Here is a 24,659-nt window from a genome sequence, read left to right as displayed (position 1 = left end):
AACAAAGAGGATTCCGATGCAAACAATCAATGTCGTGTGGTTAAAACGAGATTTAAGGCTGACTGACCATCAACCACTAACTCAAGCATTATCAACAAAGCACCCAACTGTGCTTTTATATATTGTTGAACCATTGCTATTGAATAACCCACACTATTCTGAGCGCCACTGGCGATTTGTTTGGCAATCACTGCAAGACATGGATGAGACGCTCAAAGCCTATGGGCATCGAATCACGGTGCTGTATGACGATGCCTTAGCATGTTTCCAATCAATTCAAGCGCAATATCAAATCAACGCTGTTTTTTCTCACCAAGAAATAGGACTCAACTGCACCTTTGAGCGCGACAAACAAGTTGCCGCTTGGCTGTATGAGCAGAACATCGACTGGTTTGAATTCGAACACGGTGCTGTTATCAGAGGTGCAAAAAACCGGCAAGGTTGGGACAAACATTGGGATTCTGTCATGAGAGCCTCAATAAGCCCTATTGAGCTCCAAACCGACTTATTGCATTCATTGGATGCAGAAGCTCTCGGCTGTTCGTTTTCGCCACCATCATCCTGGCTATCAAAATGCAAAGGAATGCAAACGGGAGGAAGCCGGCTCGCTTGGAAAACACTAGAGGACTTTTTTCATCGTCGAGGTCGTGATTACTATCGAAGCATTTCTAGTCCCACAGCCTCACGCACAGCCTGTACTCGACTTTCTCCATACCTCGCTTGGGGTAACATATCCTTGCGTGAAGTTTATCAATACCTTTTGAAACACTGGCAAGTCGCTGGATTTCGTCGCAGCTTAATTGCATTGTCTTCACGGCTTCATTGGCACTGTCACTTCATCCAAAAATTCGAATCGGAATACGACATGGAGTTTTACTGCGTTAATCGGGCTTACGAACCATTGATTAAACAAAGTAGTACTTTCGATGAAGAAAAGTTAGCAGCATGGAAATCCGGGCATACTGGCGTACCTTTGATTGATGCCTGCATGCGCTGTTTGCACCACACTGGTTACATTAACTTTCGCATGCGTGCCATGCTGGTTAGCTTTCTTACTCACCACATGAACATGGATTGGCGAGTAGGTGTAACGCATTTAGCGCAACTATTTCTCGACTTTGAGCCTGGAATTCATTACCCACAATTCCAAATGCAAGCAGGAGTAACCGGGACTAACACAATCCGTATTTATAATCCGATCAAGCAAGCCCAAGAACATGATCCTAACGGTACGTTCATCTACAAGTGGGTGCCTGAGTTACAAATGGTTCCTCCCCCTCTTTTATTCGAGCCCTGGACAATGACCCAGATGGAAGCTGTCATGTATCAGTTGCAGCCAGATAGCCGTTACCTTGCACCTATTATCGCACCAGACAAAGCAGCTAAGGCAGCAAGAGAGCGCTTATGGGCGTGGCGGAAACGAGCCGATGTGAAACAAGAAGGCAGACGAATTCTTGCGCGACATGTTAGGCCCTCAAAAGAAAGTAGGACGCGATGATCATCTTTCAATCACGATGCGTACAAATGCAAACACACTCAAGGGAACCCGCTGTACCCTCAACTAGTAAGGAACACACTATGTTCAAACGTATCTTAGTTATCGCGGCTACACTGATGGCGACATTATCTTTTATGCTTCCCGTCAAGGCTCATGAGCATGGCATGATGAAAGCCGATATTGTCGACGTTGCCGCTGACAACGGCTCTTTCAATACGCTTGTTGCTGCGGTGAAAGCAGCGGGCTTGGTTGACACTCTCAAAGGGGAAGGCCCATTTACTGTTTTTGCACCAACGGATGACGCTTTTGCAAAACTGCCAGACGGCACAGTCGACATGCTCTTAATGCCGGAAAACAAAGACAAGTTAGTATCTGTTTTGACTTATCACGTCGTCCCAGGGAAAGTGATGGCTGCCGATGTTGTTAAGCTAGACAAAGCGACTACGGTTCAGGGGCAAGATGTGATGATTAAAACCATGGGTGATAAAGTCATGGTTAACGATGCAAATGTCATTGCAACCGATGTGAAAGCTAAAAACGGTGTCATTCACGTGATTGATACTGTCATCATGCCGAAATAACACCATTCAGAGGGCGGTACAATCCGCCCTTTAGACAGAACTTCTTCCACCCTTAGCACGATTCCTCTCCATTTATCCCCAACAAACCTCCACTCATTCTCCATGATTATTAATAAGATAAAAACAAAATTAAAATCAATATCTTGCAATACGATACTGCATAATATTGACGAGGTTAAGATATCGTTATCTTTCAATTTGAGAACAGGATTCCATGTCAGTGACGTTTACTTTTCCACATGTAAATTCTTAAGCTAAATTTTGGCTGCTCAATCACATTTCGGCAAACCATTCGAAAGGGTGGGACGCAAAGCTTCCGGTCTGTCAGCATTTAAAAATCTAAAAGAATGCTCATGATAGCGGGGTTACCATGACTCAGTGTTACAGAAGTCCAATTTCTGTAGCGTTGCTTTATGCTCAGCATGCGCCGGGGTGTGACATTAGTTTGTCAGCCATAACAGAGGACATGTGATGAAATCATTTCCAACCAAATCCGTACTCGCGTTAGCACTTGCAAGCATTAGCTCAGGTGCTGCGGCTCACGGTTATGTATCAGAAACCAATGGTGGTGTCGCTGCAAGTCGCTCGGCACTATGTAAGTATCCATCGCCAGATACTAACGAAAAAAATAATAACTGCGGTGCGATTCAATATGAACCGCAAAGCGTTGAAGGCCCTGATGGCTTTCCCGAAACAGGGCCTCGCGATGGTAAAATAGCGAGTGCCGAAACCGCTTTAGCAGCTGCCCTTGATGAGCAAACTGCCGACCGTTGGGTAAAACGCCCTATTCAAGCAGGTACACAACCTTTTGAATGGACATTTACCGCTAACCACGTGACGCGCGACTGGAAATATTACATCACCAAGCCTGATTGGAACCCAAACGCTTCACTATCACGAGACTCTTTTGATCTAACTCCTTTCTGTGTCGTCGACGGCAATATGGTTCAACCCCCGAAACAGGTAAGCCATCAATGTAATGTGCCTACTCGCGAGGGATACCATGTCATCCTGGCAGTATGAGATGTTGGCGACACTGCAGCCTCATTTTATAACGTGATCGATGTGAAATTTGATGGTGACAGTCCCGTTATTCCAGATTGGAAGCAAGGCGGTCAAATTATTCCTACAATGGATTTAAATATTGGGGATTCGGTTTATACACGCGTATTTGATCAAGCAGGTGAAAACGTGGCGTATAGAACTGAACTAGAAATTACCGATGCAGCAATGGGCCAAGCGAAAAACTGGTCTTACGCACTCGCGACTAAGCTAAACCAAGAACAAGCAAAACTGCAAGCCGGGCAGTATGCAGAGGATAAATTCACTCCTGTTTATGGTACTAATCCGGTGTATCTGCAAGCAAATAGCGGCCTTGAGCGAGTAGAGATCGGCTATAACATTGAAACTCCTGTCCCAGAATACTCACTCACAGTAGATGGCTTAGCAGACGAGTATATCATTGAGTCAACACCGACAACGTTGGATCTGACACTAACTGCTGAAGGCGATTTAAATGCAGAACTCACCGTTTACAATCACCATCGCGAACCACTTGCAAGTTGGGCAAACGAAATGAAAGACGGCTCGGTAGAGGCGATATCGCTCGCTTTAAGTAAATCGGAGCCGGGTCACCATATGCTCGTAACACGTATTAAGGATAAAGATGGCAACTTGGTGGATCAGCAAACACTCGACTTTCACTTAAAAGAAGAGTCAGTTACTCCACCACCATCTGATGAGTACGATTTTGTCTTCCCTGAAGGACTATCTAGCTACACGGCGGGCACAAAAGTGCTTGCCAGCGACGGGGGCATTTATCAATGTAAACCTTTCCCATACTCTGGTTACTGTATGCAGTGGAAAGAAAGCGCAAACCATTACGAGCCTGGAATAGGTTCACACTGGGAGATGGCTTGGGATAAAGTCAACTAAATCACCCTTTGAACGTTATGCAAAAGAGTCTCACTATGAGGCTCTTTTATAATCAAACGCAAAAATGACAATTTTCCCGGTCTAAACCATGAACACCAGATAAACTAGTGAGATGCGCTCGCCCCTCAATCAGCCCCATTTCATACCCTTCTAGTAAAACGGATTGTCGCATTGATAAGCGCTGAACATGAAAATTATCTGGTGGGGCAATTACCCTAACATGTGTTCCTGGTGGAGGGTTACGAATAAACTCTAATGATTGATTATAGTTATCTGCACGTCTTAACATCGCACCCGCCATTTTGGGGTGCTCCGCAAACAGTTTCTTCATCAGCCATGTGGTCTTAACTGGCTTTTTGGCATAATTCAGCGGGTGAGAGAGTACTACGGTTATGTCGCGAGCCCCTCGACGATAAGCCTCACGCACTGGTATAGAGTCAGCGACCCCACCATCGGTATAACAACCGCCAGAAAAACAAGGGGTATGCTTGTAGGCAATCGGTAATGCTGTTGTCGCTTCAATCGCATGGTGAAAATTATCACGTGTCACGCGATAGTAATCTGCCTGCCCTGTATCTACATTTGTTGTCGCTGCGAGAAAAGGAACGCCATTAAACAGTTTATTTTCATCGACGGGATACAAGCGATTAGATTCTTCAAACAACCACTTCACATCGATGAGGTCCCCACCTTTAACGAAGCGAGTCGGGTCAAAAAAGCGTTTACTTGTGGCCAGCTTAGTAATGACGTTAATACTGCGATGCGGGTAGTCGGTCAAATACCCAATCAAATTTGATGCACCAGCAGATACACCGATTGCAAAATCAAACGGTTTATAACTCTGCTCTAAAAACGCATCTAACACTCCGCTTGCGAAGACGCCTCGCATCGCGCCACCTTCTACTACAATTGCTTTTGTTGCCATATTTCCCCCATTCTCCTTGCCAAAAGAGTAATGAAATTCGTGCAATCACAACAATTGAATATTCTTATTATTGAAATAGGTGAAGTCTATTTATTTCTCTCTTAGAAAATGAAAACTAAAGTTCAAAAAATCCGTACCCGTTAGAAATGTAATTGCGGGCTTAACCAAGGTGGCAAGGTCTAAGAGAAATCTAGGAGAAAACCGTTTTATAGGCTTCGCCCGCGCCATCAATGAACATTTGAGTACCAATAACCGCTAGAATTAAGCCCATCATTTTAGTCACAACATTTAGAGCACTTGGTCCAACCGCTTTGACCAATTTGTCTCCAAATAAAAACAGTACATAGGTGATCACACAGAGGACAGCGAAAGAAACGATAGTAATAATGGTTTGATCGAAACCACCCGCTGTCGCAAAGTTCATCGCGGTAGCAATCGTTCCAGGCCCAGCTAATATTGGCATCGCCAGTGGAGACACTGCAATACTCAATGCCGCCCGTTGCTGAGCTGGTGAATACGCCTTCTCTTTGGTTTTCTGATGCGTCGAATCACCTTGAAGCATGTTAAAACCTATCAAAAACACCAAAATACCGCCTGTTATTCGCAATGCATAAAGCGTGATACCAAACAAATCAAAAATTAACTTACCGGCAATAGAAAATATCGCGATGATAATAAATGCAATAAAAACCGAGCGAAGCGCAATGGAACGGATGGTTTCTTTATCTTCATCAGCAGTTAAACTCAAAAAGATGGGAATATTGGCGATAGGGTTCATGATGGCAAAGAAGCCCATAAACACCGTAACTGTATGAACAATGAGTTCTTTCATATTTTCCACTGCATTTAAATTATTGATTCTAAAAACAGTATATACGCTCTCAAACAGAACGAGTGATGTATTCTCGATTCGCCTTCACACTTATGCGCCAAGCATTGTTTTTCTTTTGAGATAGTTTACCGACTCATCAAATGTCGCTAAGGTGAGTCTTCAGCCTTTACACGTAACAGGGGATGTTAAGTCACCATGAACAGCACGATTCAAACAATTCTCAATCACCGCTCAATTCGAAAATTCACCTCACAACCGATTGAGAGCGAACAATTAGATGCCATTCTTCAAGCCGGCCTTGCGGCGTCCTCATCAAGCATGTTGCAAGTCGTTTCAATTATCCGCGTGACCGACAAAGAAAAACGTACGCTATTAGCTCAATATGCCGGAAATCAAGGGTACGTTGAAAGCGCGGCTGAGTTTTTGGTGTTTTGTATTGATTACCAGCGCCACGCCAGTATCAACCCAGATGTTCAAGCTGATTTTACCGAGTTAACGCTAATAGGCGCTGTAGACTCGGGCATCATGGCACAAAATTGCTTGCTTGCGGCGGAGTCGATGGGACTAGGAGGTGTGTATATTGGTGGTTTACGAAACAATGCCCAAAAAGTAGACGAATTATTAGGTTTACCTAAAAATACCGCCATTTTATTTGGTATGTGTCTTGGTCATCCAGATCAAGCCCCTGAAGTAAAACCTCGCCTACCTAAGCATGTCGTGGTGCATGAAAATCAGTATCAAGACCTAAGCTTGGATGATATTCAGACGTATGACCAAACTATGCAAAACTACTATGCAAACCGTTCGAGCAATCAAAAACAGAGTACTTGGTCACAAGAAGTCACCAGTAAACTGGCTGGCGAATCACGTCCGCACATCCTGCCTTACTTAAACAGAAAAGGGCTCACTAAAAGGTGATGACTACAATACGATAGGATCAAAAAAGGCCTCTGAAGAGGCCTTTAGAATTTATCAGCAAAAACTTGCTTAGTTACCGCCTGAACCGCCTGATGGTGGAGCAACCGGATCAACTGGCTTACCAGGCTTCGCATCTGGAACTGGTGGAACGGTAGGTTTGATTTGGTCTACAGGCTTACCTGCAGCAATGTCTTTTTCAACCTGCTCAACAACGTTCTTCGTATCTTCTTCAGAGATTTCTACGTAAATCACTTCTTCAGAATCCGCGCCTGCTTTAGGGTAATGCGGGTATTTCGCAATCACTTCTTCTGCCATTGATTTTGCAGCTACAGCCACGGCTTCAGGTGCAGCTGTTGGGTTCGCTTTAATGATATCAGACACGATATTTGCCGTAGCAACTAGCTTCGTAGCAAGTTCACTATTGCCGCCTTCACTTTGAAGGTTAGCAACTACAGACTCTGTATCACGAAGGATTTCGTCAACTGTTTTACCACTTGCATTGATATCGATACCTAAATTGGCAAATACTTTTTCAGCAGTATCTGATGAGTATACCTCTCCGTCATCTAGAGAGTTAGCTACCAACGTTGTAAATGGAGAACCTGTAACTAAAGAGTCAGCTTGGGCAAGACCTTTAGGAATCTTGTAATCAGACGTAATAGGTTTTCCGTTAGATGCATCTACACTCTTATCAGTATGCTTCAATGTGAAAGTACATTCACCTGGTGCACTCACTACGTCGATATGGCTAATGCGAGCTTTACCAACCATGCCTTCATAGTTTGTTGTTAGCTCATCAGCCTGACCTTTTAAGTCTCCACCACAGTCATAAGATACTTCCATGCCGATAACAGCTGGGTCATAAGCCTGTACTGAGTATGTTTTTACCTCAGGATCGCTGTCACTACCACAACCTGCTAGTAGAACAGCAGCCACACTTGCCGTTAAAAGTTTGATTTTCAAAATTAGCTCCAATATTTGTTGTTATATCCGACCGCAACACGAAGCATAACGGCAGTTGCATAATAGTGTAAATAGGATGCATACAACTTTGGCATGAGTTTTTTCACATTACTGCCTGTTTGCTTGTGCAAAATCATGCATTCATCTCAATAACGCTAAATAGACACAATTTTGTCATGTATTCGTCAGTATTTTTTCGAGTAACTTGTTGCCTTTATTGCAACCAGATGGATAATAGTTGACTATTTTTTGTGGGTCGGATTTTCACACCTTCATTAATAAAACTAAGAGCTCTAAGTCGCTAGCAGCCATTTGGAGTGTTTATTACACAAATAATTCTGAATGGACTCGCTTTCTAAAGGCTTAAAACTGCAGTAAATCGTCAATATTGATGAAACTCAGTTCAATTAGAATGAATCAATTTCAGTCGGCAAACTTTCTTTCGGTAGTTATAAACCAATGAACACATTTAATAAATTTTTGGGGATATCAGTACTTCCAATCCTTCTTACAGGGTGTACTTTGCCTGGTAGCCACCTTTCGGTCAGTGACAAAACAGTCATGAGCACTGAATCGAGTGATATAGAGTCTCAGGTTACCGTTTATCCCTTAACTTTGGAGCGCGTAACGTCTTTAAATTCAGTGGACCCTTTTTCAAAACCAAACCCAGAGTTAGATATTGAAATCGCAAAATATGAATACGAAGTAGGACCTGGCGATATCCTAAATATCACTATTTGGGATCACCCAGAGCTAACGATCCCAGCGGGCTCATACCGAAGCTCAGCCGAAGCGGGTAACTGGGTGCATTCGGATGGCACGATCTTCTACCCTTACATAGGTGTCGTACATGTTGAAGGCAAAAACGTACGTCAGATTCGTGCAGACATTGCAAGCCGCCTTGCAAAATACATTGAGAGCCCACAGGTCGATGTAAGCGTTGCGGCATTTCGCTCTAAAAAGACTTATGTAACTGGCGAAGTTAACAAGCCAGGACAACAACCAATTACAAACATCCCCCTTACACTTCTAGATGCTGTGAATAGAGCTGGCGGACTGGCTGCCGAGGCTGATTGGCGTAATGCGACACTGACACGCAATGGCGTTGTTGAAAACGTCTCTTTGTATGCTCTGATGCAACAAGGCGATTTAACTCAAAACCGCCTTCTAAAGCCTGGTGATATTGTTCATATTCCTCGAAACGATGCGCAAAAAGTATTTGTTATGGGCGAGGTTAACGATCCGAAATTACTCAAAATTGATCGTAGCGGCATGAGCCTTACTGAGGCTCTTAGCAGCGTTGGTGGTATCAGTGAAATCTCCGCAGATGCTACCGGTGTGTTTGTCATCAGACGTTCAAAAGAAGAAGCTAAAATGGCGGACATTTATCAGCTAGATGTTTCTGACGCTTCTGCTTTGGTGATTGGTACTGAGTTTGATCTCAACCCTTACGACATAGTCTATGTGACGGCTGCACCTGTTAGTCGTTGGAATCGTGTGATTGCTCAGCTCGTTCCAACCATTTCCGGCTTTAATGAACTAACTGAAGGTGTACTACGAGTACGCACTTGGCCGTAAAACAACGTGCCGCAAGAAAATTATCTCTTGCGGCACGTAATCGATAGCTACTCAGCTCAATTGCGCAATATAAAGAAGCCAGCAATTTAGTTGAGATCATAAGCATACAACTTAAAGTAGGGTAAGCATTTGTTTTCTAATATTCTTGTCGTCTGTGTCGGTAATATTTGCCGCTCTCCAACAGGAGAGCGGCTTTTGCAGTCTTTACTACCAAACAAACATGTCGCATCAGCAGGAATCGCAGTAGATAAGAGCCGTCTAACGGGAAAAGCAGCTGACGAGATGGCAACCACTATCGCGAACGAACGTGGCGTAAGCTTAGATGGACACGAAGCACGACAATTAACACCTGAGCTTTGCGCTCAATACGATCTGATATTGGTTATGGAAAAAGGTCATTTAGAAGCCTTAACCAAAATCGCTCCTGAGGCACGAGGTAAAACGATGCTGTTTGGACAATGGATAAATGAACAAAACATCCCTGATCCATACAGACAAAGTAGAGAAGCTTTCGAACATGCATATACGCTTATAGAAAAAGCAGCAAAAGCGTGGTCTCAAAAACTATAAGCCGCAAGGCTAAACAAACGCCAATGGCAAGGTATTTAAGAAGTTAAAGTAATGACAACACAAACTATTAAGCAATCACGTCAAACCGACGATGAGATCGATTTGGGAAAGTTATTTGGGATCATTCTCGATGCCAAGTGGCTCATTCTATGTACCGTAGTCCTATTTTCAATTATAGGCGTCGGCGTTGCCATTCTATCAACACCTATCTATAAAGCTGACGCTCTTATCCAAATCGAAAGTAAGAGTTCAGGTGGTATTTCAGCGATGGTTGGTGATATGGGAGAGCTGTTTTCAGCAGAATCATCAGCGACAACAGAAATAGAGATCATCAAATCTCGTATGATCTTGGGCGGTACTGTTGATAAGTTCAACTTAACGACTGTCGTTTCTCCAAACTACATGCCAATTATTGGTAAAGGCCTGGCTCGACTACAAGGTGAGCAAATCAGTCTGAGCGTTTCACGATTTAATGCTCCTTCTTACGCAGTTGGCGTTCCTTTAACTCTTGAAGTTATTGATTCTGAAAAACAGACGTTCAGGCTCTTAGAAGATGACAATAACGTCATTTTAGAAGGTAAAGTTGGTGAACTGCTTGAGAAGAATGGATACCAATTTTTGGCGACTGAACTTGTGGCTCAAACTGGTGACTCATTCACGGTTAGCAAAATCAGTAAATTAGATGCAATTAATAAACTTCAAGAAAACTTATCGATTAGCGAACGTGGTAAGCAAACCGGGATTATATCTTTAAGCTTCTCTGGTGAAGACCGCGCTAAGATTCAAGATATCTTGAACGACATTAGCCAAAACTACTTCTTACAAAACGTTCAAAGAAATTCTGCGGAGGCAGAGCAAAGCCTCGAGTTCTTGAAAGGTCACCTCCCAGACATCAAAACAAAACTGACCGCTTCTGAAGACGTTTTAAATCGATTCCGTCAAGAAAATGAATCTATCGACTTGGGCCTTGAAGCTCAGTCAACGCTGAAAGTAATGGTTGAGTTAGAAGCACAGCTAAATGAGCTTACATTCAAAGAAAGTGAGATCAGCCAACGCTTCACACAGGATCACCCAGCTTATAAGTCGCTACTTGATAAACGTGAAACACTACTAAAAGAGAAAGAACGTCTTAATAAACAAGTTCAAAAGTTACCGAAAACACAGCGTGAAGTTCTACGTATGACACGCGATGTAGAAGTAAACCAACAAATCTACATCCAACTATTGAACAAGGTTCAAGAGCTCAACATTATTAAAGCCGGAACAGTTGGCAACGTTCGAATCTTAGATAACGCTCAATCTTTCTCTAAGCCAATCAAGCCGAAAAAAGCGCTTATTGTTGTGCTAGCAACACTGCTTGGCGGTATGGCAGGCGTGGCTTTCGTATTAATTCGTGCAGCATTCCACCGTGGTGTGGAAACACCAGATCAAATTGAACAGATTGGCATGCCAGTTTACGCAAGCGTTCCAAAATCTATTCAACAACTGGAATTTGCAAACAAGCTTAAGCGCAACAAAGGCAGCAACAATGAGCTAGTCCTTCTAGCGGAAGCTAACCCAGCCGATCTTTCCATTGAGGCTCTACGTAGTCTTCGCACTAGCTTGCACTTTGCAATGATGGAAGCGAAGAATAACGTTCTTATGATTTCAGGTCCTGCACCATCTATCGGCAAAACATTTGTATCGACCAACTTTGCGGCCGTCGCTGCGAAAACCGGTCAGAAAGTGCTGCTTATTGATGCGGATATGCGTAAAGGTTATTTGCAGCAATGCTTCGGTCTACGTTGGGACAACGGTCTTTCTGATTACTTGAGCGGTAAGACATCCCTTAGCAACATCATTAAATCTACATCCATTGATAATTTAGATGTTGTGACTCGCGGCCAAGTACCACCAAATCCGTCAGAACTTCTTATGCACCCTCGCTTCAAGAGCTTTGTTGACGAGATGTCTGCACAATACGATCTAGTCATCATCGATACGCCGCCTGTACTCGCAGTTACCGACCCAAGCATTGTTGGCGCGCTTGCAGGAACAACTCTGATGGTCGCTCGTTTTGATCAAACGACTTTGAAGGAGATTGAAGTCGCGCAAGGTCGCTTCGAGCAATCAGGCGTTGAAGTTAAAGGGGTGATTCTCAATGCAGTTGAGAAAAAAGCATCTAACTCATACGGCTATGGATACGGCTACTATAACTACGCGTACAAAAGCGAATCATAAGTTGAATTTAGATCGCTAATTAAACCAAATATGACAAAGCCCTGCTAGAAACAGCAGGGCTTTTTCTATTGCACTCTTAATTGCTTGTACGTAATCAAACTAAGCAAGACAAAGAATATTGGGTCACTCCAACCGAAACCGACAAATACTCCTGTAATGCCGGCATAGGTAGTAATCACTGCCCCTAACCCATTAGTAATCAATAATGCCTTAAACAGCTGTTTCGCAGTCTTACCAGATTCCACATCACGTAACATCAAACTCACCGCAGCGATTCCACCTAAAAAGATCGACGTATGTTGCGATAAAAACAGCGCGTATTGGTCGTTAATTTGTACGCCATACATCGGCCACATCATGGTTGGTACAAAAAACAACGCAAAAGCGAATACCGTATATATGACACCATGAACGGTTAGAAAAGTGCGGTTGGTCATCATCTCCTTATCCTCCAATAGGCCCTTGATTGATCGTCGTTAACGGCACATTGATATCGAAGATTTGACCTCGTACTTCGACTACGCCCATTTTTCGTAAGCGTGCGGCATGCATTTCGAGATAAGCTTGCGCCGTGGCTTCATCTTCAAAAAGATAGATACCACCACCGAGTTTGTCTTTTTCGCTTTCCGTCCAGATTTTCCAAATCATGCCCGGCTCTTGGTTAATCGACTTAGCTAAGTCGACCAGAGCATTCGACATCTCGTCACCAAACGGACCATGAAATTCAAAATCAACTTGCAATAATTTCGCCATCTTGAGTCTCCTCTTCTTATTGACTCGTTTTCGATGACAAGATTATTACCTTTATAAAACTGACAGAAAAGTTCATAATTTCGCCATTAACTGTCTAAAAAATTGACTCATGAGACTAAAAACGACCTTAGAACAATGGCAAACGCTACAAGCGATTAATCAAGAAGGCAGCATTCAATCCGCAGCTTTACTGCTCAACAAGAGCCATACCACATTGATCTACTCGGTGAGGAAGTTAGAAGACCAACTTGGTATTCAACTTATCGAAGTACGAGGGCGCAAAGCGGGTTTGACAGAGCACGGCAAAACCATACTGCGTCGTGCACAATCCATGCTTGAACAAGCGCGGGAACTAGAAGTCATCAGCGAGCAGTTAAAAAGTGGGGTGGAATCTCAAATCACGGTCGCAATAGATCATCTTTGTGACCCTTGTTGGCTTTATGCACCACTCAGTCAATTTTTGGAGGACAACAACACGACCTCCGTTCAAGTGGTTGAAACGTCACTGAGCAAAACAACCGAAATGGTTGTAAATGAGCTCGCTGACATCGCAATCATCAACTTACCGATAACTAACTACCCTGCCGAAGCATTTGGCGTAACAACCATGCTGCCTGTAATCGCAGCACACCATCCACTCGCTAAAAAGCCGCATGTTTCCATCGACGATTTTGCAACCACCAGCCAAATTGTCATCCGTGACTTAGGTGATTCAGACAAAACGAAAAGAGATGTGGGTTGGTTACGCGCACGTCAGCGTATTACCGTCGATAACTTCGACCACGCTTTTCACGCCGTAGAGCAAGGCGCTGGATTTTGTCGGCTACCAGCGCACTTAGTCGCAGCCCGCAAGAGCGATAAAATTAAAGTATTGGAGATCGAACACTCCCATCAATATCAAGTTGCGCTGCACCTCACTTTACCCAAAGGAGCCAAAAGTGGTCCTGCTACTCAAGCGCTTTATCGTACTTTACTCAAAAGTGTAGAAACTCGAGCCTAGCGACAGTGGTATTGAGTTGAATCGCTAGTGTTATCGCCTATTGATTCTCCCTAAATATAGAGAAACGGCCATTTTGTGACGCTACACTCTCACAAAAGGTTGCACGAAGGATAGCGACCACCTACTATCACTCTGCTCATGCCTAAAGCACCCAACACTCGCGGAAAGAACTCGGTTCACGGCAATATCCTCACCTGCTTGGTTTAGCAGGCAAAATCTGTTTTTACCTTCTTTTTAGCTTCTATTTAGGCGAGTGTGGAAGAAATAAGAAAGGTGAAATATGAACTCTACAAATAGCTTCTCGATCAATATCAATCAGCAAAAATCCATTGCTAAAAAAAGGCTCAAAGCTATCCGCCTATACGATGACGCTACGTTGGAGTTAGTTAAGCGATGTCACTCCAAACCAGAGTCATTGACTCCCAATACAATTCAATTGGCTGACGTTCAACATGCACTCGCAAGAGAACTGGGCTTATCCAGTTGGAGTAAACTAAAAGCTCATGTCGAAGAGCTAGAAGCGCACAAACGAGCCATCAAAGAACAAAAAACGCCCCTAGATGCGAAAGTAAAAACGCTACACGTTCGTTGTGGCCACGACATTCAACAACAACTTAAAGCCAGCGGATTTGAAGGGACATTTTTAGCCCTGATCGATCCGCTTTGTATTGGCCCCATACCAGCAACACCACAGAACTTCCTTGCCATTCGTGCCCAATATGTCGTAGAGACTCTGCTGCCTGTGATGAAGCGTGAAGACTCGGTTCAAGATATAGTCACATTGGAACAATCAAACCTCGATCTGTTGCAAAGTGATGTATTTGAACGAATCGTCTTTTGGGTCGAACATGACAGCTATGATCAATTGATGCTAATTCGTGCTCTAACACTGTTAGAGAATGTAGAGAACAAAGTGATAGAGATCATTGAGTTGAACCAGTTTCCGGGTACTGAGCGATTCATCGGCTTTGGGCAGTTGCCTGAAGAAGCTATTCGTTCTTGTTGGCGATATCGTAAACCCGTATCTGCTAAGTTATTGAGCCAAGCAAAGCAGTGTTGGAAAGCAGTGTCATGTTCCTCACCAAAAGCTATCGTCAGTTTGATAGAGCAACATCAACTGGATTGCTTACCCAATATACTCGACGTGCTTAAACGCCATTTGCAAGAGTTACCTAATTCACAAACTGGATTGAGCTTGACACAACACCTCGCACTAAAGGTTTTGAACTCGCAAAATCGTTCAATTCCCATCAAAGATTGGTTTGAGCAATATCAACAACTAGAACCTCTTCCTTACCTAGGAGACGTGATGTTTTACGCGTTACTCCTCCCTCTAGCACAGTGTCAAACACCTTTGATCACGATTGAGTCACGTGAAAGGCACTGGTGGGAACAAAGCGTCCGTATCACTGAGGCTGGCAAGCAGTGTTTGGAGGGTTTAATACGAGCGAAACAATGCTATTGGGTTGGAGGGATTAAAAATACCAGTCAAAGTTATTGGAGCTGGGATCACCTCCAACTAACTACACTTGCCAACCATCATTGAGTTGACAAATATGAAAGCATAAAAGGTTCGTTGGCTCTGATGAACACTCAATACTAAAGTATCGCTAAAGAAGCGACCGCTAGTCTGAATACAACTTAAATAGTTATGCAGAAATGCATCCACTCAAAGAGAGTATGCACTCTATCTCTTATTAAAATTTATTGTAAATCCTCTTTGTTATCGGTTGTATATTCGATAAAAGTGTTAAAATACAAACTTTTCACCCGGCCAATTCGTTAATATTTGGTTAAAATCCCATTTTTATTAGTGATAAAGTTCACATCTATTAACCATTTAGAGGATTATTCTTTCGTATTTTCTCACTCCGCTGCTAATCTGCTCGCCGCTTTGAAGTGAACTCAAGGTGCATAACTATAAGGAGTGTTCTCATGAATACCAAGAAACCGATGTCGCTTACCAGCCGCGTAATTTTAGGTATGGTTGCGGGTATCTTGACAGGATTTGCAATTCGCACACTTTTTGCCGACAACGGATTTGTCGACGCATACATTGTTAATGGATTATTCGAAGTTGGTGGACAGATCTTCGTTGCCAGCTTAAAAATGCTTGTTGTACCGCTAGTATTTGTTTCGTTAGTTTGTGGTACTAGCTCTCTCAAAGACCTCTCTACACTGGGTCGCATGGGCGGTAAAACCCTCGCTTTCTACGTTACGACAACGGCTATCGCGATTACGCTTGCTCTAACTATGGGTACTCTATTCCAGCCAGGGGCAGGGGCAGATCTAACGGCAGCAAGTTCATTCAAATCAGCCGAAGCGCCATCTTTAGGTCAGGTGATCATCGATATGTTCCCGACCAACCCAATCAGCGCAATGGCAGAAGGTAAAACTCTGCAAGTTATCGTGTTCGCCGTGCTATTCGGTATCGCGATCAGTGCAGCGGGTAAACCAGGCGAACGCATCGCAGCATTCTTCTCTGATCTGAATGAAGTGATCATGAAACTGGTCGCGATTTTGATGAACTTGGCGCCTTATGGAGTGTTCTTCTTAATGGCGAAGCTATTTACTGGTCTTGGTCTGGGCGCGATCGTCAATCTGGCAGAGTACTTCTTAGTACTGGCTGGTACGCTTGTCCTACACGGTCTAGTTACTTACAGCTTAATGTTAAAAGGTTTCACAGGTCTAAACCCAATTACATTCCTACGTAAGATGGAAGACGCGATCATGTTTGCTTTTTCTACAGCATCATCGAACGCGACGATTCCAGTGACAATGGAAACAGCAAAGCACCGCATGGGTGTTGAGAACCGTGTATCATCGTTCACAGTACCACTTGGTGCAACCGTGAACATGGACGGTACGGCGATCATGCAGGGCGTAGCAACTGCGTTTATTGCTCAAGCTTTCAATATTGATTTAACTATGGGCGATTACCTAATGGTTATCATGACGGCAACTCTGGCGTCTATCGGTACCGCAGGTGTTCCTGGTGTGGGTCTTGTCATGCTTGCTATGGTATTGAACCAAGTTGGTCTGCCGCTTGAAGGTATCGCGCTCATCATGGGTGTTGACCGTCTTCTTGATATGATTCGTACCGCGGTAAATATCACTGGTGACAGTGCTGTAACCGTCATCGTTGCAAAATCAGAGGGTGCATTGGATGAGGCTCGCTTCAACGACCCAATGGCAGGCGTAGCCGAAGAAGAAGTGCATCTTAAACGCGCTGACGCCTAAATCGTTCTACGATTACCATTCTGAAATTATATAGTCCTGTCTAAAAGAAAGCCCCGATGGAAACATCGGGCTTTTGTTTTCTCCGCGTCTAGAAATATTCTTTTTAATCCACCATCGAATTCAGTTTTTCTCTAGCTTGTGCTTCGTGTTCTTTAGTGATGGCATTACCGACTGAGTTCGCGGCTAAGGTAAGTGCCGCCATATCATCGGTAAAACCGACGCCAGCTAGTACGTCTGGCACCATATCTGTTGGTAGGACGAAGTAAGCCAGCGCGCCACCTAAAATAGCCTTGTGGCGAACAGAGGTGTTGGAATCTGCCATCGCGAGCCATGATTTTATGCCCATTACGGCAATTTCTTCACCCGCTTTCTTAACCGACCCTTTCATTTTTCGCCAGAATGTTTTCTCATCTGGCGCTTGCATCGTTTGGTCTAAGACGTCATCGGACGCCGAATTTACAGACATGCTTGTGGTCATCGTGCCTCCTAAATTTATGACTGTGGCAAAGATATTAAGACGATGAACCTGAACGTAGGATTAATAGCGAGTAATGATAATGAAGAAAGGAAACAAAATGGCTAGATAAAAAATCCCCAAACCGAAGTCCGGGGATTATTGCCTTGGAAACAAAAAGTTTTGGAAATCAAATGTCTTGGAAGCCAAATGGTTTTGAAACCAAAAACTTTGGGAACCAAGCTTTAGAAGCAGAATGCCTTATTGAGCAATCTTCTCCAATACACGCATAAGCATTTTGATACGTGGTTCGATAGACTCAAGCAACAAGTACTCTTGGTCACTGTGGAAACCTGCACCGATAGGTCCTAGACCATCCAAAGTTGGAACTCCAAGAATTGCCGTATTGTTTGCATCAGAGCCGCCACCCACTTCTTTCCAGTTGATGTCGATAGCCAGTTCACTTGCTGCTTCTTCAACTAATGCCATCAAGCTTTCAGTTTGCGTGCTTGGCACCATAGAGGGTTTGTAAGCTTCACGAACCAACTCGATGCTAACGCCATCAACGAATGGTGTTTCCAGCATGCCGTTTAGCTTGCTATCGACATCATCGTATTCTTCATTACTCCAGAAACGCACATCCACGATCGCTTCAGCGTGCTCAGGGACGATGTTTGCGCCGTTACCGCCAGACACAATACCCACGTTTAATGTGGTGCCAGATTCGAAGTTCGTCATGGCATTGATTGCGAGAATCCAGTTCGCCATCTCGGTAATTGCACTGCGGCCATTTTCTGGCTCGTTGCCAGCGTGGGCTGCAATGCCATTAAACGTGATTTTGTAACGCGCCATGCCTTTGCGCGCTTTGACTAAACCTCCGTCTGCGCGTGCTGCTTCTGCCACCAATACGTTTTTCGCGTTTTTTGCAACAGATTGAATCCAGTCGACCGAATCTAACGATCCGGTTTCTTCGTCTGGGTTCATGCAGATACAAATCGACAGTTTATCCAACACCGCTTGGTCGAGGTTACGCATCGCGTACACAATATTCAGCAAGCCAGATTTCATGTCCGAGACACCCGGACCGTACGCTTTGTCAGCGTCTTGAGACATAGGACGTAATCCAGCGGTGCCGACAGGGAACACTGTATCCATGTGACCAATCAGCATCACGTCAACTTGCTCAGCCTCAGGCTTGTTTCGAACTTCAAGACCGATGCCCGCTCTGCCACAGTCGATGCGTTTTACGCTCCAACCTGACATCGCTTGGTACTTCTCTTCAAATTGAGAAGCGATAAACTCAATGCCATCAGTGGTGTACGTGCCACAATCGACATTGATGAGAGGACGAAGTTCTTCGAGATATTCATTGAGAGAAAACTGCATGATTGCCCCCTAAACAAACAAGTTCATGACTAGCATTGCGCCAAATGCGTTCAATACGGAAATCGCAATCATAATTGGGATGTAACGACCTTCAGTACCGATAGGTCCCATAATTCGACCCATGTACTGAACCTGTGAGCCCATTAGGTAAATTGCAGGTGCAAGAATCGCGATGTGCGTACCGTTCAAGATGCCTTGGTCAAACAATGTGATAACCACGCCAACTGCCCCGCCCATCGACATCCAAGCACCAATCAGCACCGCAGCCGCTTCACCTGGCAAACCAAAAACCGCCATTACTGGAGAAAATACCGAGCCCATCAAATCCAACGCGCCAGTAATCTGCAACGCCTTAATGATGACAAACGCCATAAGAACGTTAGGCACGGTTGATGTTGTCGCAATAACCCAGCCTTTTTTAGCGCCTTCAACGAAAATATCCGTCACCATCGGCTTACTTACTTTTACGTCACTCATTACGCCGTCTCCTCTTTTAAGTTCTCAGATTTGCTTTGCTCTTGCTTGTCTTCTTTACCTTCTGTGATGTTTAGGTAGATACGGAATAAGTTCGCACCCACGATTTTAAACAAGAACATCACCACAACCGCCAAACCAATAGAAGACGTTACGGCAAGCGAGCCATCCGCCATCGTCAACGTAAACAGCACCGCCCCTGAGGAGAAAAAGTTAACAATGGTGGCACCAGCGGTGAACTGGAACATAGTGAACACATCGGTTTCGCGTTTGGTAAGATGGCCTTCATCTTTAAGCTGACGAGTCATCGCAGCGCCCGCGTCGGTACTTTGCAGCGAAGCGATAAGAGCCAAACCAGAGTTACCCGGAATACCCATAATTGGACGAAGAAGCGGCGTTAACAGTTTGCGTGCCGCTTCTAGTGCGCCATAGTGCTCAAGTACATTGATCATACCCAGTGCGAACATAACGGTAGGAATCAAAGTAAGTGCAAAAATGAAACCGTCACGTGCACCGCTACCACCAGTACCACGAAGCGACGTTGTTGCAACTTGCACACCGTCAGCCGTTTCGGTGACACCATAAGCCACCTTGCCAAAAGAGCCATTCAACGTGGTGAAATCAAATACGCCATACCATTCGTTCGATTGCATGAGACCAGAAAAGAAGACGACCGCAAACGCCAGTGCAAAGTAGCACCCCAGCGTAACCTTGCGCTCGGTTTGAACAGGATTTTTCATAACATTACCTACACATGTGGGACAGGACACATATGCTCACCCGAATAATGTGCTAGAGAGATGATCAAAATCAATCCGCCTGCCGAACATTCTGGCGACTCAGTTATGAAGTTTTGTTTTATGATTTTAATCACATTTGAAAGATAATAAAAATTTGTGCTAACAATTAGGTATATTAATCTATATCGATACCTCAGGACTTCTTCATTAATCCGACCAATGATTCCAACGAATATTGCTTTCTACAACATTCATGACGTACTTCATACTTTGGCATTGAGGCGATATCGATTAACTCGAAAGTAACATTCCATAATGAAATTTAGGTTAGGATTGTCCGGTCATATGCAAACGGATTAAACCAGAATCAACAGGACTAGGCAGCCCATTGTTACGCTCACAACCTAAAATAGCCAAGTGGACACTCGCCCTCGTGTTTTGGGTGGTGATGGTATGTTTAAGCCAAAACTCCGGCTTCTCGAAAAGCTGCCCTAAGGCTCACCAAATACAGAGTCAGCAAAATGAAAGCGTGAATTTATCACCATCTTGCGACCTTTCAGAGAAGCTGGTTCAAGCGTACCAACACCAGTTTGATCATATTCTTATTCCATTTTTTCTGTTTGCTTTGATTGTGGCGCTGCCGATGGCATCCACAGCAATTCGTTATCTGGAATACACAGAACCGATACCGGAAAAGTATCGGGTTCACCTAAAACTTTGCGTGTTTAGAGAATAAAGCCAGCAAGGCGAGAGACCTTTCTGCCTGACTTTTGTACATATTTTATTCACTTCACATAACAAACAACGAAATTTAAAAGTTTTAGGAAATATTATGACATTCACTCGTACACTTTTGGCGTTAACGATGGCTATCGTATCTGCCGTATCTTTCGCATCAGAAAAGACCGCAGAACAAAAGCTAGAGGAAGTTACTCAGATACTAAAAGAAAACCCTCAAATTCTTGATTCATTGCACCAAAACCTTCAAGAGTACATTGCGTATCAACAGTCATTTGGCGACACCTTGAAGGAGGTTCGTCAATATCTAAGTGATGGCAAACATTCCTCTTTTGGTGCTGAAAACCCTGAGTTAACCATTATTAACGTAACAGACTACAGCTGCCCTTTTTGTAAACGTTTAGAAGGAGAGCTGGTCAAAGTTGGTAAGGAATATCCGCAGGTAAAAGTGCTTAACCTCAATGTCTCTTTTAAAGAACAATACGAGAAAAACGGCTACAACTCGGCAAGTTACGCATTAAATGTTTGGCAAAACCAGCGAGATAAGTACGAACAAGTGCATGAGTTATTGGTGAAAAAACCGGGCGCACATGACGCACGTTCCTTAAATCAAATCGCGAAAAAAACGGGGACAGAAGCGCAGCTTGTCGACGACAAAGAGACCAAGGCGTTGCTTGATAAAAACTATCAGTATTTCACGCAACTTGGTTTACGCGGCACGCCTGCGTTGATCATTAATGATCAAGTCATTCCTGGCTATGTGCCGTTTGACGAGCTAGAAAAAGTCATCGACCAAGAACTGGCGAACTAAAACAACAAAGCCCTTCCCTGATAACTCAAGGAAGGGCTTTTTCTATCTAGGCTTAAAACGAAGTTCTAACTACTTTTCGCGACCCACAAACGCCACAATGACTTTGTCATTGCCAAGCGAGCGAGAGAACACGTACGCGCCTTCTTGTTCAATCACGTGATGCTGACCCGCACCAATCGCTGGGTGCGCTTTACGGAACTGACCAAGAGTTTGCCAGTGTTTGAGCAGCGCTTGCTTCTCATCAGATAGCTTCCATACCATGTCAGAACGAGTGCCTTGGTGGAAATCGTCCGCGTAAGGACCAATGTTACGACCAACTTCATCACCATAGTAAACCTGAACAGCACCAGGGCTCAGAAGCAGTGCATTCGCGGCGTTACGCTGCATGCCGTAATCTTTGAAGCGAGAGAAGAACAGCTCGGTATCGTGAGAAGACATGTAGCTCACTGGGTTGAAGTCTTTTTCATTGGCGATAGTATCTGCGTAACTTTGGTAGGTGTCTGCCATTTGGCTGAAACACGCCGCGCCTTTGTCTAACTTCTTCTGCATGTCGAAGTTAATCAACGCATCAAAGCCATCGTCAAAGTAAGGACTGCGATATGCGGTATGTCCCCATACTTCACCCATCATCCAGAATGGCTGACCTGACTTACCATTCTCTTTGCGCCACTGCTCAAGACTGCTTGAAGCCTCTTCTTTCAAGCGTTTCCACACATCGCCTTCAACGTGCTTCACCGTATCGACACGGTAACCATCAATGCCAAAGCGTTTCACCCAATCAGTTTGCCACTCAATTAGGTAGTCCGAGACGGTGTAATTGTCGCGCGCCTCTACGCGAGTACCAGGGTTATCCAATAGCCACTGCGCTGGCTTCACAGCTTTGTCTGATTCGGTGATAAAGTCAGGTAACCCCGCCAATGACATAGTGATATCACTGCTGCCCGGAGCTGGGTATCCCGGTAGACCTGTTCTTACCCAGTCACCGCCCCACCATTTCGACCAGTTTGGACTCTGGTAATCAATATTCTGGTGATAGCTATGCCAATTTTCACCCGCTTTTGGTTGCCAGTCACCCCACTTATTCGGTAAATCAGCGTTTGGTTTTAACACCTCAATACCGTCAAATTGCAAATCGGCTAGCGTTGAGTAACCGGTGTGGTTGATTACTGCGTCCATCAAGACTTTAAGGCCACGTTTGTGTGCCTCTTCCACCAGCTTTTTCAGATCATCTTCGTTACCGAAGTTCTCATCAATCTTGGTGAAATCACGCGTCCAGTAACCGTGGTAAGCGTAGAATGGGAATGAGCCGCTATCACCGCCGCCAACAAAACCATGCACTTGCTCAACGATTGGCGACAACCAAATCGCATCTGTACCTAGGCTCTTTATGTAATCTAGCTTTTCGATCACACCTTTTAGGTCACCACCGTGAAAGGTACCAATCTCTTCTTTACCGTCTTTCTTGCGACCATAGCTGTTGTCATTGCTCGTATCAGCATTATTGAAACGGTCGACCATCACGAAGTAAATGTTGGCATTGCGGTAATCAAACGGCACTGCTTCTTTGGTTTTCTTCACTGGCTCTAGTAGCACCAAACCGCCTGAATCTTTGCTTGGTGTCAGCGATACTTGCTGATCTTTTACTTCGACCATCTGACCAGAATAGGCATCACGCAACTTGGTGCCATCGGGGAAACTGTCACCCAGCGCGATGGTGACTTCGCCGCCTTGGTAAACCTCACATTGCACTTGTGGGATTGGGCGTTTAAATTCTGTCTTGGCAGCTTTCTTAGGCTCTCGCTTGAAGCGTAGAGTTTTGGCTTCCGCATCAAAAGCAAAAGAGTAATCGCCAGTAAAACGGATTTTTAAAGGCAGTTCTGTTGGCTTTCCACAGTTCAGCGCGATAGGTTTGTTGAATTTGACCTTCTGACCATCAGGCGCGACACAGTCGCCTTCAATACCCGTGATTTTGAGCGTGTATCCGTCTTTGGTTAAGGGCACAACCAAAGGCTGCTCTGCACTTAACGGAAAGTCACGGCTGTTGGTCGTGGTAGCAATGGTGATGTTTGGCTCGGCGATGGCACTTGCCGATGCAAGCAATAAGGTAGTCGTAATCAGATTCAGTTTCATCGTTCAGTCCATTGGTTGCGCATAGGCGCAGTATTCGTGTTGTAGTTTTATTCACACTAATAGTAAATGGATGAAAAACTGAGCACATCATTCTGAAAAGCTACGCCCTAAAGCTTGTGACGCTTCACATTTTGCTTTTATGGGGGCGTAGTTCTACTTATGAGCAGGGTAAAAAGGAGTTTAAAGCTGAACGCTACCAAGGTTACGCATTTGTCTCATCGCCCAATTGACGCGGCTGATGGTGTAAGAAGTCTGAGGGTAAACTTTGATGCGATACGGATTTGGCAGCACCACCGCAAGCCTTGCTGCTTGGCGTGTTGAAAGTTGTTTAGCAGGAATACCAAAGTAGTTTTGCGCAGCGGCTTCCGCGCCATAAATACCTGGACCAAACTCCACCACATTCAAATACACTTCAAGAATGCGTTTTTTACTCCACATTGCTTCCATCAGCAGAGCAAAATAAAGCTCATACGCTTTGCGCACATAAGAGTGTGAAGGAAACAGAAACACGTTCTTTGCAGTTTGCTGAGTAATCGTGCTCGCACCGCGAGAGGGACCGTTCTCGCCAGACTCTGAGATCACTTTAAACAAGGAATCAAAATCCACTCCGTAATGGGTCGGGAACTTTTGATCTTCTGTCGCAATCACGGCCAGTTGAATGTGTTTAGAAATATCACTCAAAGGCACCCATTCATTTTGACTCTCTTCAGGAAATCCTTCAGGAGGAGAAATTATGCGGCTGATCTTCCATCCCCAAATTGGTGGATCGATGTATTTCACTATGCCAACGAGCATCACTGGTAAAAGCAAAAGCACCAATAAGATATTGAACAGAAGGGATTTAATCTTTCTCAAAGTCCGACCTAGCCTGATTTCATAAAACAATATGATGCAAGTATAGAGTATGCAGTCT

General features: G+C 44.4%; 22 protein-coding genes, 1 pseudogene and 1 riboswitch. Of the genes and pseudogenes, 12 read left to right on the top strand and 11 right to left on the bottom strand.

Annotated elements, in window-relative coordinates; genetic code table 11:
- The first annotated feature begins 16 nt into the window (after positions 1–16).
- The 3 genes and pseudogenes from R7F64_RS01270 to gbpA all read left to right on the top strand — a co-directional run bounded on the left by R7F64_RS01270 (position 17) and on the right by gbpA (position 4,014).
- A complete protein-coding gene (locus R7F64_RS01270) occupies positions 17–1,498 on the top strand; it encodes a deoxyribodipyrimidine photo-lyase (protein ID WP_318071386.1) in 1,482 nt (493 codons plus the stop codon).
- A gap of 80 nt (positions 1,499–1,578) precedes the next feature.
- Positions 1,579–2,079, top strand: a complete 501-nt coding sequence (locus tag R7F64_RS01265) for a fasciclin domain-containing protein (RefSeq protein WP_054728820.1) — start codon at positions 1,579–1,581, stop codon at positions 2,077–2,079.
- A gap of 272 nt (positions 2,080–2,351) precedes the next feature.
- Positions 2,352–2,452: riboswitch (cyclic di-GMP riboswitch) on the top strand.
- 98 nt (positions 2,453–2,550) lie between these two features.
- Positions 2,551–4,014, top strand: a pseudogene (gene gbpA, locus R7F64_RS01260) (N-acetylglucosamine-binding protein GbpA).
- Positions 4,015–4,066: 52 nt separating this feature from the next.
- Here gbpA and R7F64_RS01255 read toward each other — a convergent pair.
- Positions 4,067–4,939 (bottom strand): patatin family protein, encoded by an 873-nt coding sequence (locus R7F64_RS01255; RefSeq protein ID WP_047102402.1) that lies wholly within the window; start codon positions 4,937–4,939, stop codon positions 4,067–4,069.
- A 190-nt stretch (positions 4,940–5,129) separates the two neighbouring features.
- A complete protein-coding gene (locus R7F64_RS01250; protein ID WP_005374889.1) occupies positions 5,130–5,771 on the bottom strand; it encodes a MarC family protein in 642 nt (213 codons plus the stop codon).
- Positions 5,772–5,966: 195 nt separating this feature from the next.
- On the opposite strand from R7F64_RS01250, the gene nfsA reads away from it, so the two are divergent.
- Positions 5,967–6,689, top strand: a complete 723-nt coding sequence (gene nfsA / locus R7F64_RS01245; RefSeq protein WP_170893944.1) for an oxygen-insensitive NADPH nitroreductase — start codon at positions 5,967–5,969, stop codon at positions 6,687–6,689.
- Between the two features lie 69 nt (positions 6,690–6,758).
- On the opposite strand, the gene R7F64_RS01240 is transcribed toward nfsA, so the two are convergent.
- Entirely contained in the window at positions 6,759–7,652 is an 894-nt protein-coding gene (locus tag R7F64_RS01240) for a hypothetical protein (RefSeq protein WP_047102404.1), read from the bottom strand.
- A gap of 459 nt (positions 7,653–8,111) precedes the next feature.
- Between R7F64_RS01240 and R7F64_RS01235 the strand changes: the two genes are divergently transcribed.
- The 3 genes from R7F64_RS01235 to R7F64_RS01225 all read left to right on the top strand — a co-directional run bounded on the left by R7F64_RS01235 (position 8,112) and on the right by R7F64_RS01225 (position 12,020).
- Positions 8,112–9,230, top strand: coding sequence for a polysaccharide export protein (locus R7F64_RS01235; RefSeq protein ID WP_017820139.1), 1,119 nt, complete (start codon positions 8,112–8,114; stop codon positions 9,228–9,230).
- A 129-nt stretch (positions 9,231–9,359) separates the two neighbouring features.
- The gene (locus R7F64_RS01230; RefSeq protein ID WP_262631413.1) at positions 9,360–9,800 is read left to right on the top strand and encodes a low molecular weight phosphotyrosine protein phosphatase; all 441 of its coding nucleotides are present in this window, start codon (positions 9,360–9,362) and stop codon (positions 9,798–9,800) included.
- Between the two features lie 51 nt (positions 9,801–9,851).
- Positions 9,852–12,020, top strand: a complete 2,169-nt coding sequence (locus R7F64_RS01225) for a polysaccharide biosynthesis tyrosine autokinase (RefSeq protein WP_262631412.1) — start codon at positions 9,852–9,854, stop codon at positions 12,018–12,020.
- Between the two features lie 65 nt (positions 12,021–12,085).
- On the opposite strand, the gene R7F64_RS01220 is transcribed toward R7F64_RS01225, so the two are convergent.
- Entirely contained in the window at positions 12,086–12,457 is a 372-nt protein-coding gene (locus R7F64_RS01220) for a hypothetical protein (protein ID WP_262631422.1), read from the bottom strand.
- A gap of 7 nt (positions 12,458–12,464) precedes the next feature.
- Entirely contained in the window at positions 12,465–12,773 is a 309-nt protein-coding gene (locus R7F64_RS01215; RefSeq protein ID WP_130545726.1) for a monooxygenase, read from the bottom strand.
- Between the two features lie 109 nt (positions 12,774–12,882).
- Here R7F64_RS01215 and R7F64_RS01210 point away from each other — a divergent pair, with 109 nt between their 5' ends.
- From R7F64_RS01210 to R7F64_RS01200, 3 genes are all read left to right on the top strand, one after another.
- Positions 12,883–13,773 carry a LysR family transcriptional regulator gene (locus tag R7F64_RS01210; protein WP_017820135.1) on the top strand — a complete coding sequence of 297 codons (891 nt, stop codon included), beginning with the start codon at positions 12,883–12,885 and terminating at the stop codon, positions 13,771–13,773.
- Between the two features lie 280 nt (positions 13,774–14,053).
- On the top strand, positions 14,054–15,319 hold the full coding sequence (locus tag R7F64_RS01205) for a DUF1835 domain-containing protein (protein WP_017820134.1): 1,266 nt from the start codon (positions 14,054–14,056) through the stop codon (positions 15,317–15,319).
- 389 nt (positions 15,320–15,708) lie between these two features.
- On the top strand, positions 15,709–17,013 hold the full coding sequence (locus R7F64_RS01200) for a dicarboxylate/amino acid:cation symporter (protein ID WP_017820133.1): 1,305 nt from the start codon (positions 15,709–15,711) through the stop codon (positions 17,011–17,013).
- Positions 17,014–17,116: 103 nt separating this feature from the next.
- Here the strand turns inward: R7F64_RS01200 and R7F64_RS01195 are convergent, their stop codons facing one another.
- From R7F64_RS01195 to R7F64_RS01180, 4 genes are all read right to left on the bottom strand, one after another.
- Entirely contained in the window at positions 17,117–17,491 is a 375-nt protein-coding gene (locus R7F64_RS01195; protein ID WP_017820132.1) for a YkvA family protein, read from the bottom strand.
- 237 nt (positions 17,492–17,728) lie between these two features.
- Positions 17,729–18,853, bottom strand: coding sequence for a M20 family metallopeptidase (locus tag R7F64_RS01190; protein WP_017820131.1), 1,125 nt, complete (start codon positions 18,851–18,853; stop codon positions 17,729–17,731).
- Positions 18,854–18,862: 9 nt separating this feature from the next.
- A complete protein-coding gene (locus R7F64_RS01185; protein WP_005458317.1) occupies positions 18,863–19,330 on the bottom strand; it encodes a YjiG family protein in 468 nt (155 codons plus the stop codon).
- Positions 19,330–20,067 carry a nucleoside recognition domain-containing protein gene (locus R7F64_RS01180; protein WP_025612621.1) on the bottom strand — a complete coding sequence of 246 codons (738 nt, stop codon included), beginning with the start codon at positions 20,065–20,067 and terminating at the stop codon, positions 19,330–19,332. Before R7F64_RS01180 ends, R7F64_RS01185 begins: the two co-directional genes overlap by 1 nt.
- Before the next feature lie 448 nt (positions 20,068–20,515).
- Here R7F64_RS01180 and R7F64_RS01175 point away from each other — a divergent pair, with 448 nt between their 5' ends.
- On the top strand, positions 20,516–20,803 hold the full coding sequence (locus R7F64_RS01175) for a hypothetical protein (RefSeq protein ID WP_050549672.1): 288 nt from the start codon (positions 20,516–20,518) through the stop codon (positions 20,801–20,803).
- A 96-nt stretch (positions 20,804–20,899) separates the two neighbouring features.
- The gene (locus R7F64_RS01170) at positions 20,900–21,616 is read left to right on the top strand and encodes a DsbA family protein (protein ID WP_025768635.1); all 717 of its coding nucleotides are present in this window, start codon (positions 20,900–20,902) and stop codon (positions 21,614–21,616) included.
- Positions 21,617–21,685: 69 nt separating this feature from the next.
- Here R7F64_RS01170 and R7F64_RS01165 read toward each other — a convergent pair whose 3' ends face one another.
- Positions 21,686–23,746, bottom strand: coding sequence for an alpha-amylase (locus R7F64_RS01165; RefSeq protein WP_318071385.1), 2,061 nt, complete (start codon positions 23,744–23,746; stop codon positions 21,686–21,688).
- A gap of 180 nt (positions 23,747–23,926) precedes the next feature.
- Positions 23,927–24,601, bottom strand: a complete 675-nt coding sequence (gene mtgA / locus R7F64_RS01160; protein WP_053303908.1) for a monofunctional biosynthetic peptidoglycan transglycosylase — start codon at positions 24,599–24,601, stop codon at positions 23,927–23,929.
- Positions 24,602–24,659 lie beyond the last annotated feature (58 nt).

Source organism: Vibrio sp. Vb1980, from assembly GCF_033338615.1.
GTDB classification, from domain to species: Bacteria; Pseudomonadota; Gammaproteobacteria; order Enterobacterales; family Vibrionaceae; genus Vibrio; species Vibrio alginolyticus.
This window is presented reverse-complemented; position numbering and strand designations above follow the sequence as displayed.

Bases quoted from the DNA above. Each gene is read 5' to 3' on its own strand.
- R7F64_RS01265 (WP_054728820.1), top strand. From the start codon at position 1,579: ATGTTCAAACGTATCTTAGTTATCGCGGCTACACTGATGGCGACATTA.
- R7F64_RS01195 (WP_017820132.1), bottom strand. From the start codon at position 17,491: ATGACCACAAGCATGTCTGTAAATTCGGCGTCCGATGACGTCTTAGAC.
- R7F64_RS01190 (WP_017820131.1), bottom strand. From the start codon at position 18,853: ATGCAGTTTTCTCTCAATGAATATCTCGAAGAACTTCGTCCTCTCATC.
- R7F64_RS01205 (WP_017820134.1), top strand. From the start codon at position 14,054: ATGAACTCTACAAATAGCTTCTCGATCAATATCAATCAGCAAAAATCC.
- R7F64_RS01225 (WP_262631412.1), top strand. From the start codon at position 9,852: ATGACAACACAAACTATTAAGCAATCACGTCAAACCGACGATGAGATC.
- R7F64_RS01220 (WP_262631422.1), bottom strand. From the start codon at position 12,457: ATGACCAACCGCACTTTTCTAACCGTTCATGGTGTCATATATACGGTA.
- R7F64_RS01165 (WP_318071385.1), bottom strand. From the start codon at position 23,746: ATGAAACTGAATCTGATTACGACTACCTTATTGCTTGCATCGGCAAGT.
- R7F64_RS01215 (WP_130545726.1), bottom strand. From the start codon at position 12,773: ATGGCGAAATTATTGCAAGTTGATTTTGAATTTCATGGTCCGTTTGGT.
- R7F64_RS01270 (WP_318071386.1), top strand. From the start codon at position 17: ATGCAAACAATCAATGTCGTGTGGTTAAAACGAGATTTAAGGCTGACT.
- R7F64_RS01185 (WP_005458317.1), bottom strand. From the start codon at position 19,330: ATGAGTGACGTAAAAGTAAGTAAGCCGATGGTGACGGATATTTTCGTT.
- R7F64_RS01200 (WP_017820133.1), top strand. From the start codon at position 15,709: ATGAATACCAAGAAACCGATGTCGCTTACCAGCCGCGTAATTTTAGGT.
- R7F64_RS01255 (WP_047102402.1), bottom strand. From the start codon at position 4,939: ATGGCAACAAAAGCAATTGTAGTAGAAGGTGGCGCGATGCGAGGCGTC.
- nfsA (WP_170893944.1), top strand. From the start codon at position 5,967: ATGAACAGCACGATTCAAACAATTCTCAATCACCGCTCAATTCGAAAA.
- R7F64_RS01250 (WP_005374889.1), bottom strand. From the start codon at position 5,771: ATGAAAGAACTCATTGTTCATACAGTTACGGTGTTTATGGGCTTCTTT.
- R7F64_RS01175 (WP_050549672.1), top strand. From the start codon at position 20,516: ATGGTATGTTTAAGCCAAAACTCCGGCTTCTCGAAAAGCTGCCCTAAG.
- R7F64_RS01235 (WP_017820139.1), top strand. From the start codon at position 8,112: ATGAACACATTTAATAAATTTTTGGGGATATCAGTACTTCCAATCCTT.
- R7F64_RS01180 (WP_025612621.1), bottom strand. From the start codon at position 20,067: ATGAAAAATCCTGTTCAAACCGAGCGCAAGGTTACGCTGGGGTGCTAC.
- R7F64_RS01170 (WP_025768635.1), top strand. From the start codon at position 20,900: ATGACATTCACTCGTACACTTTTGGCGTTAACGATGGCTATCGTATCT.
- R7F64_RS01210 (WP_017820135.1), top strand. From the start codon at position 12,883: ATGAGACTAAAAACGACCTTAGAACAATGGCAAACGCTACAAGCGATT.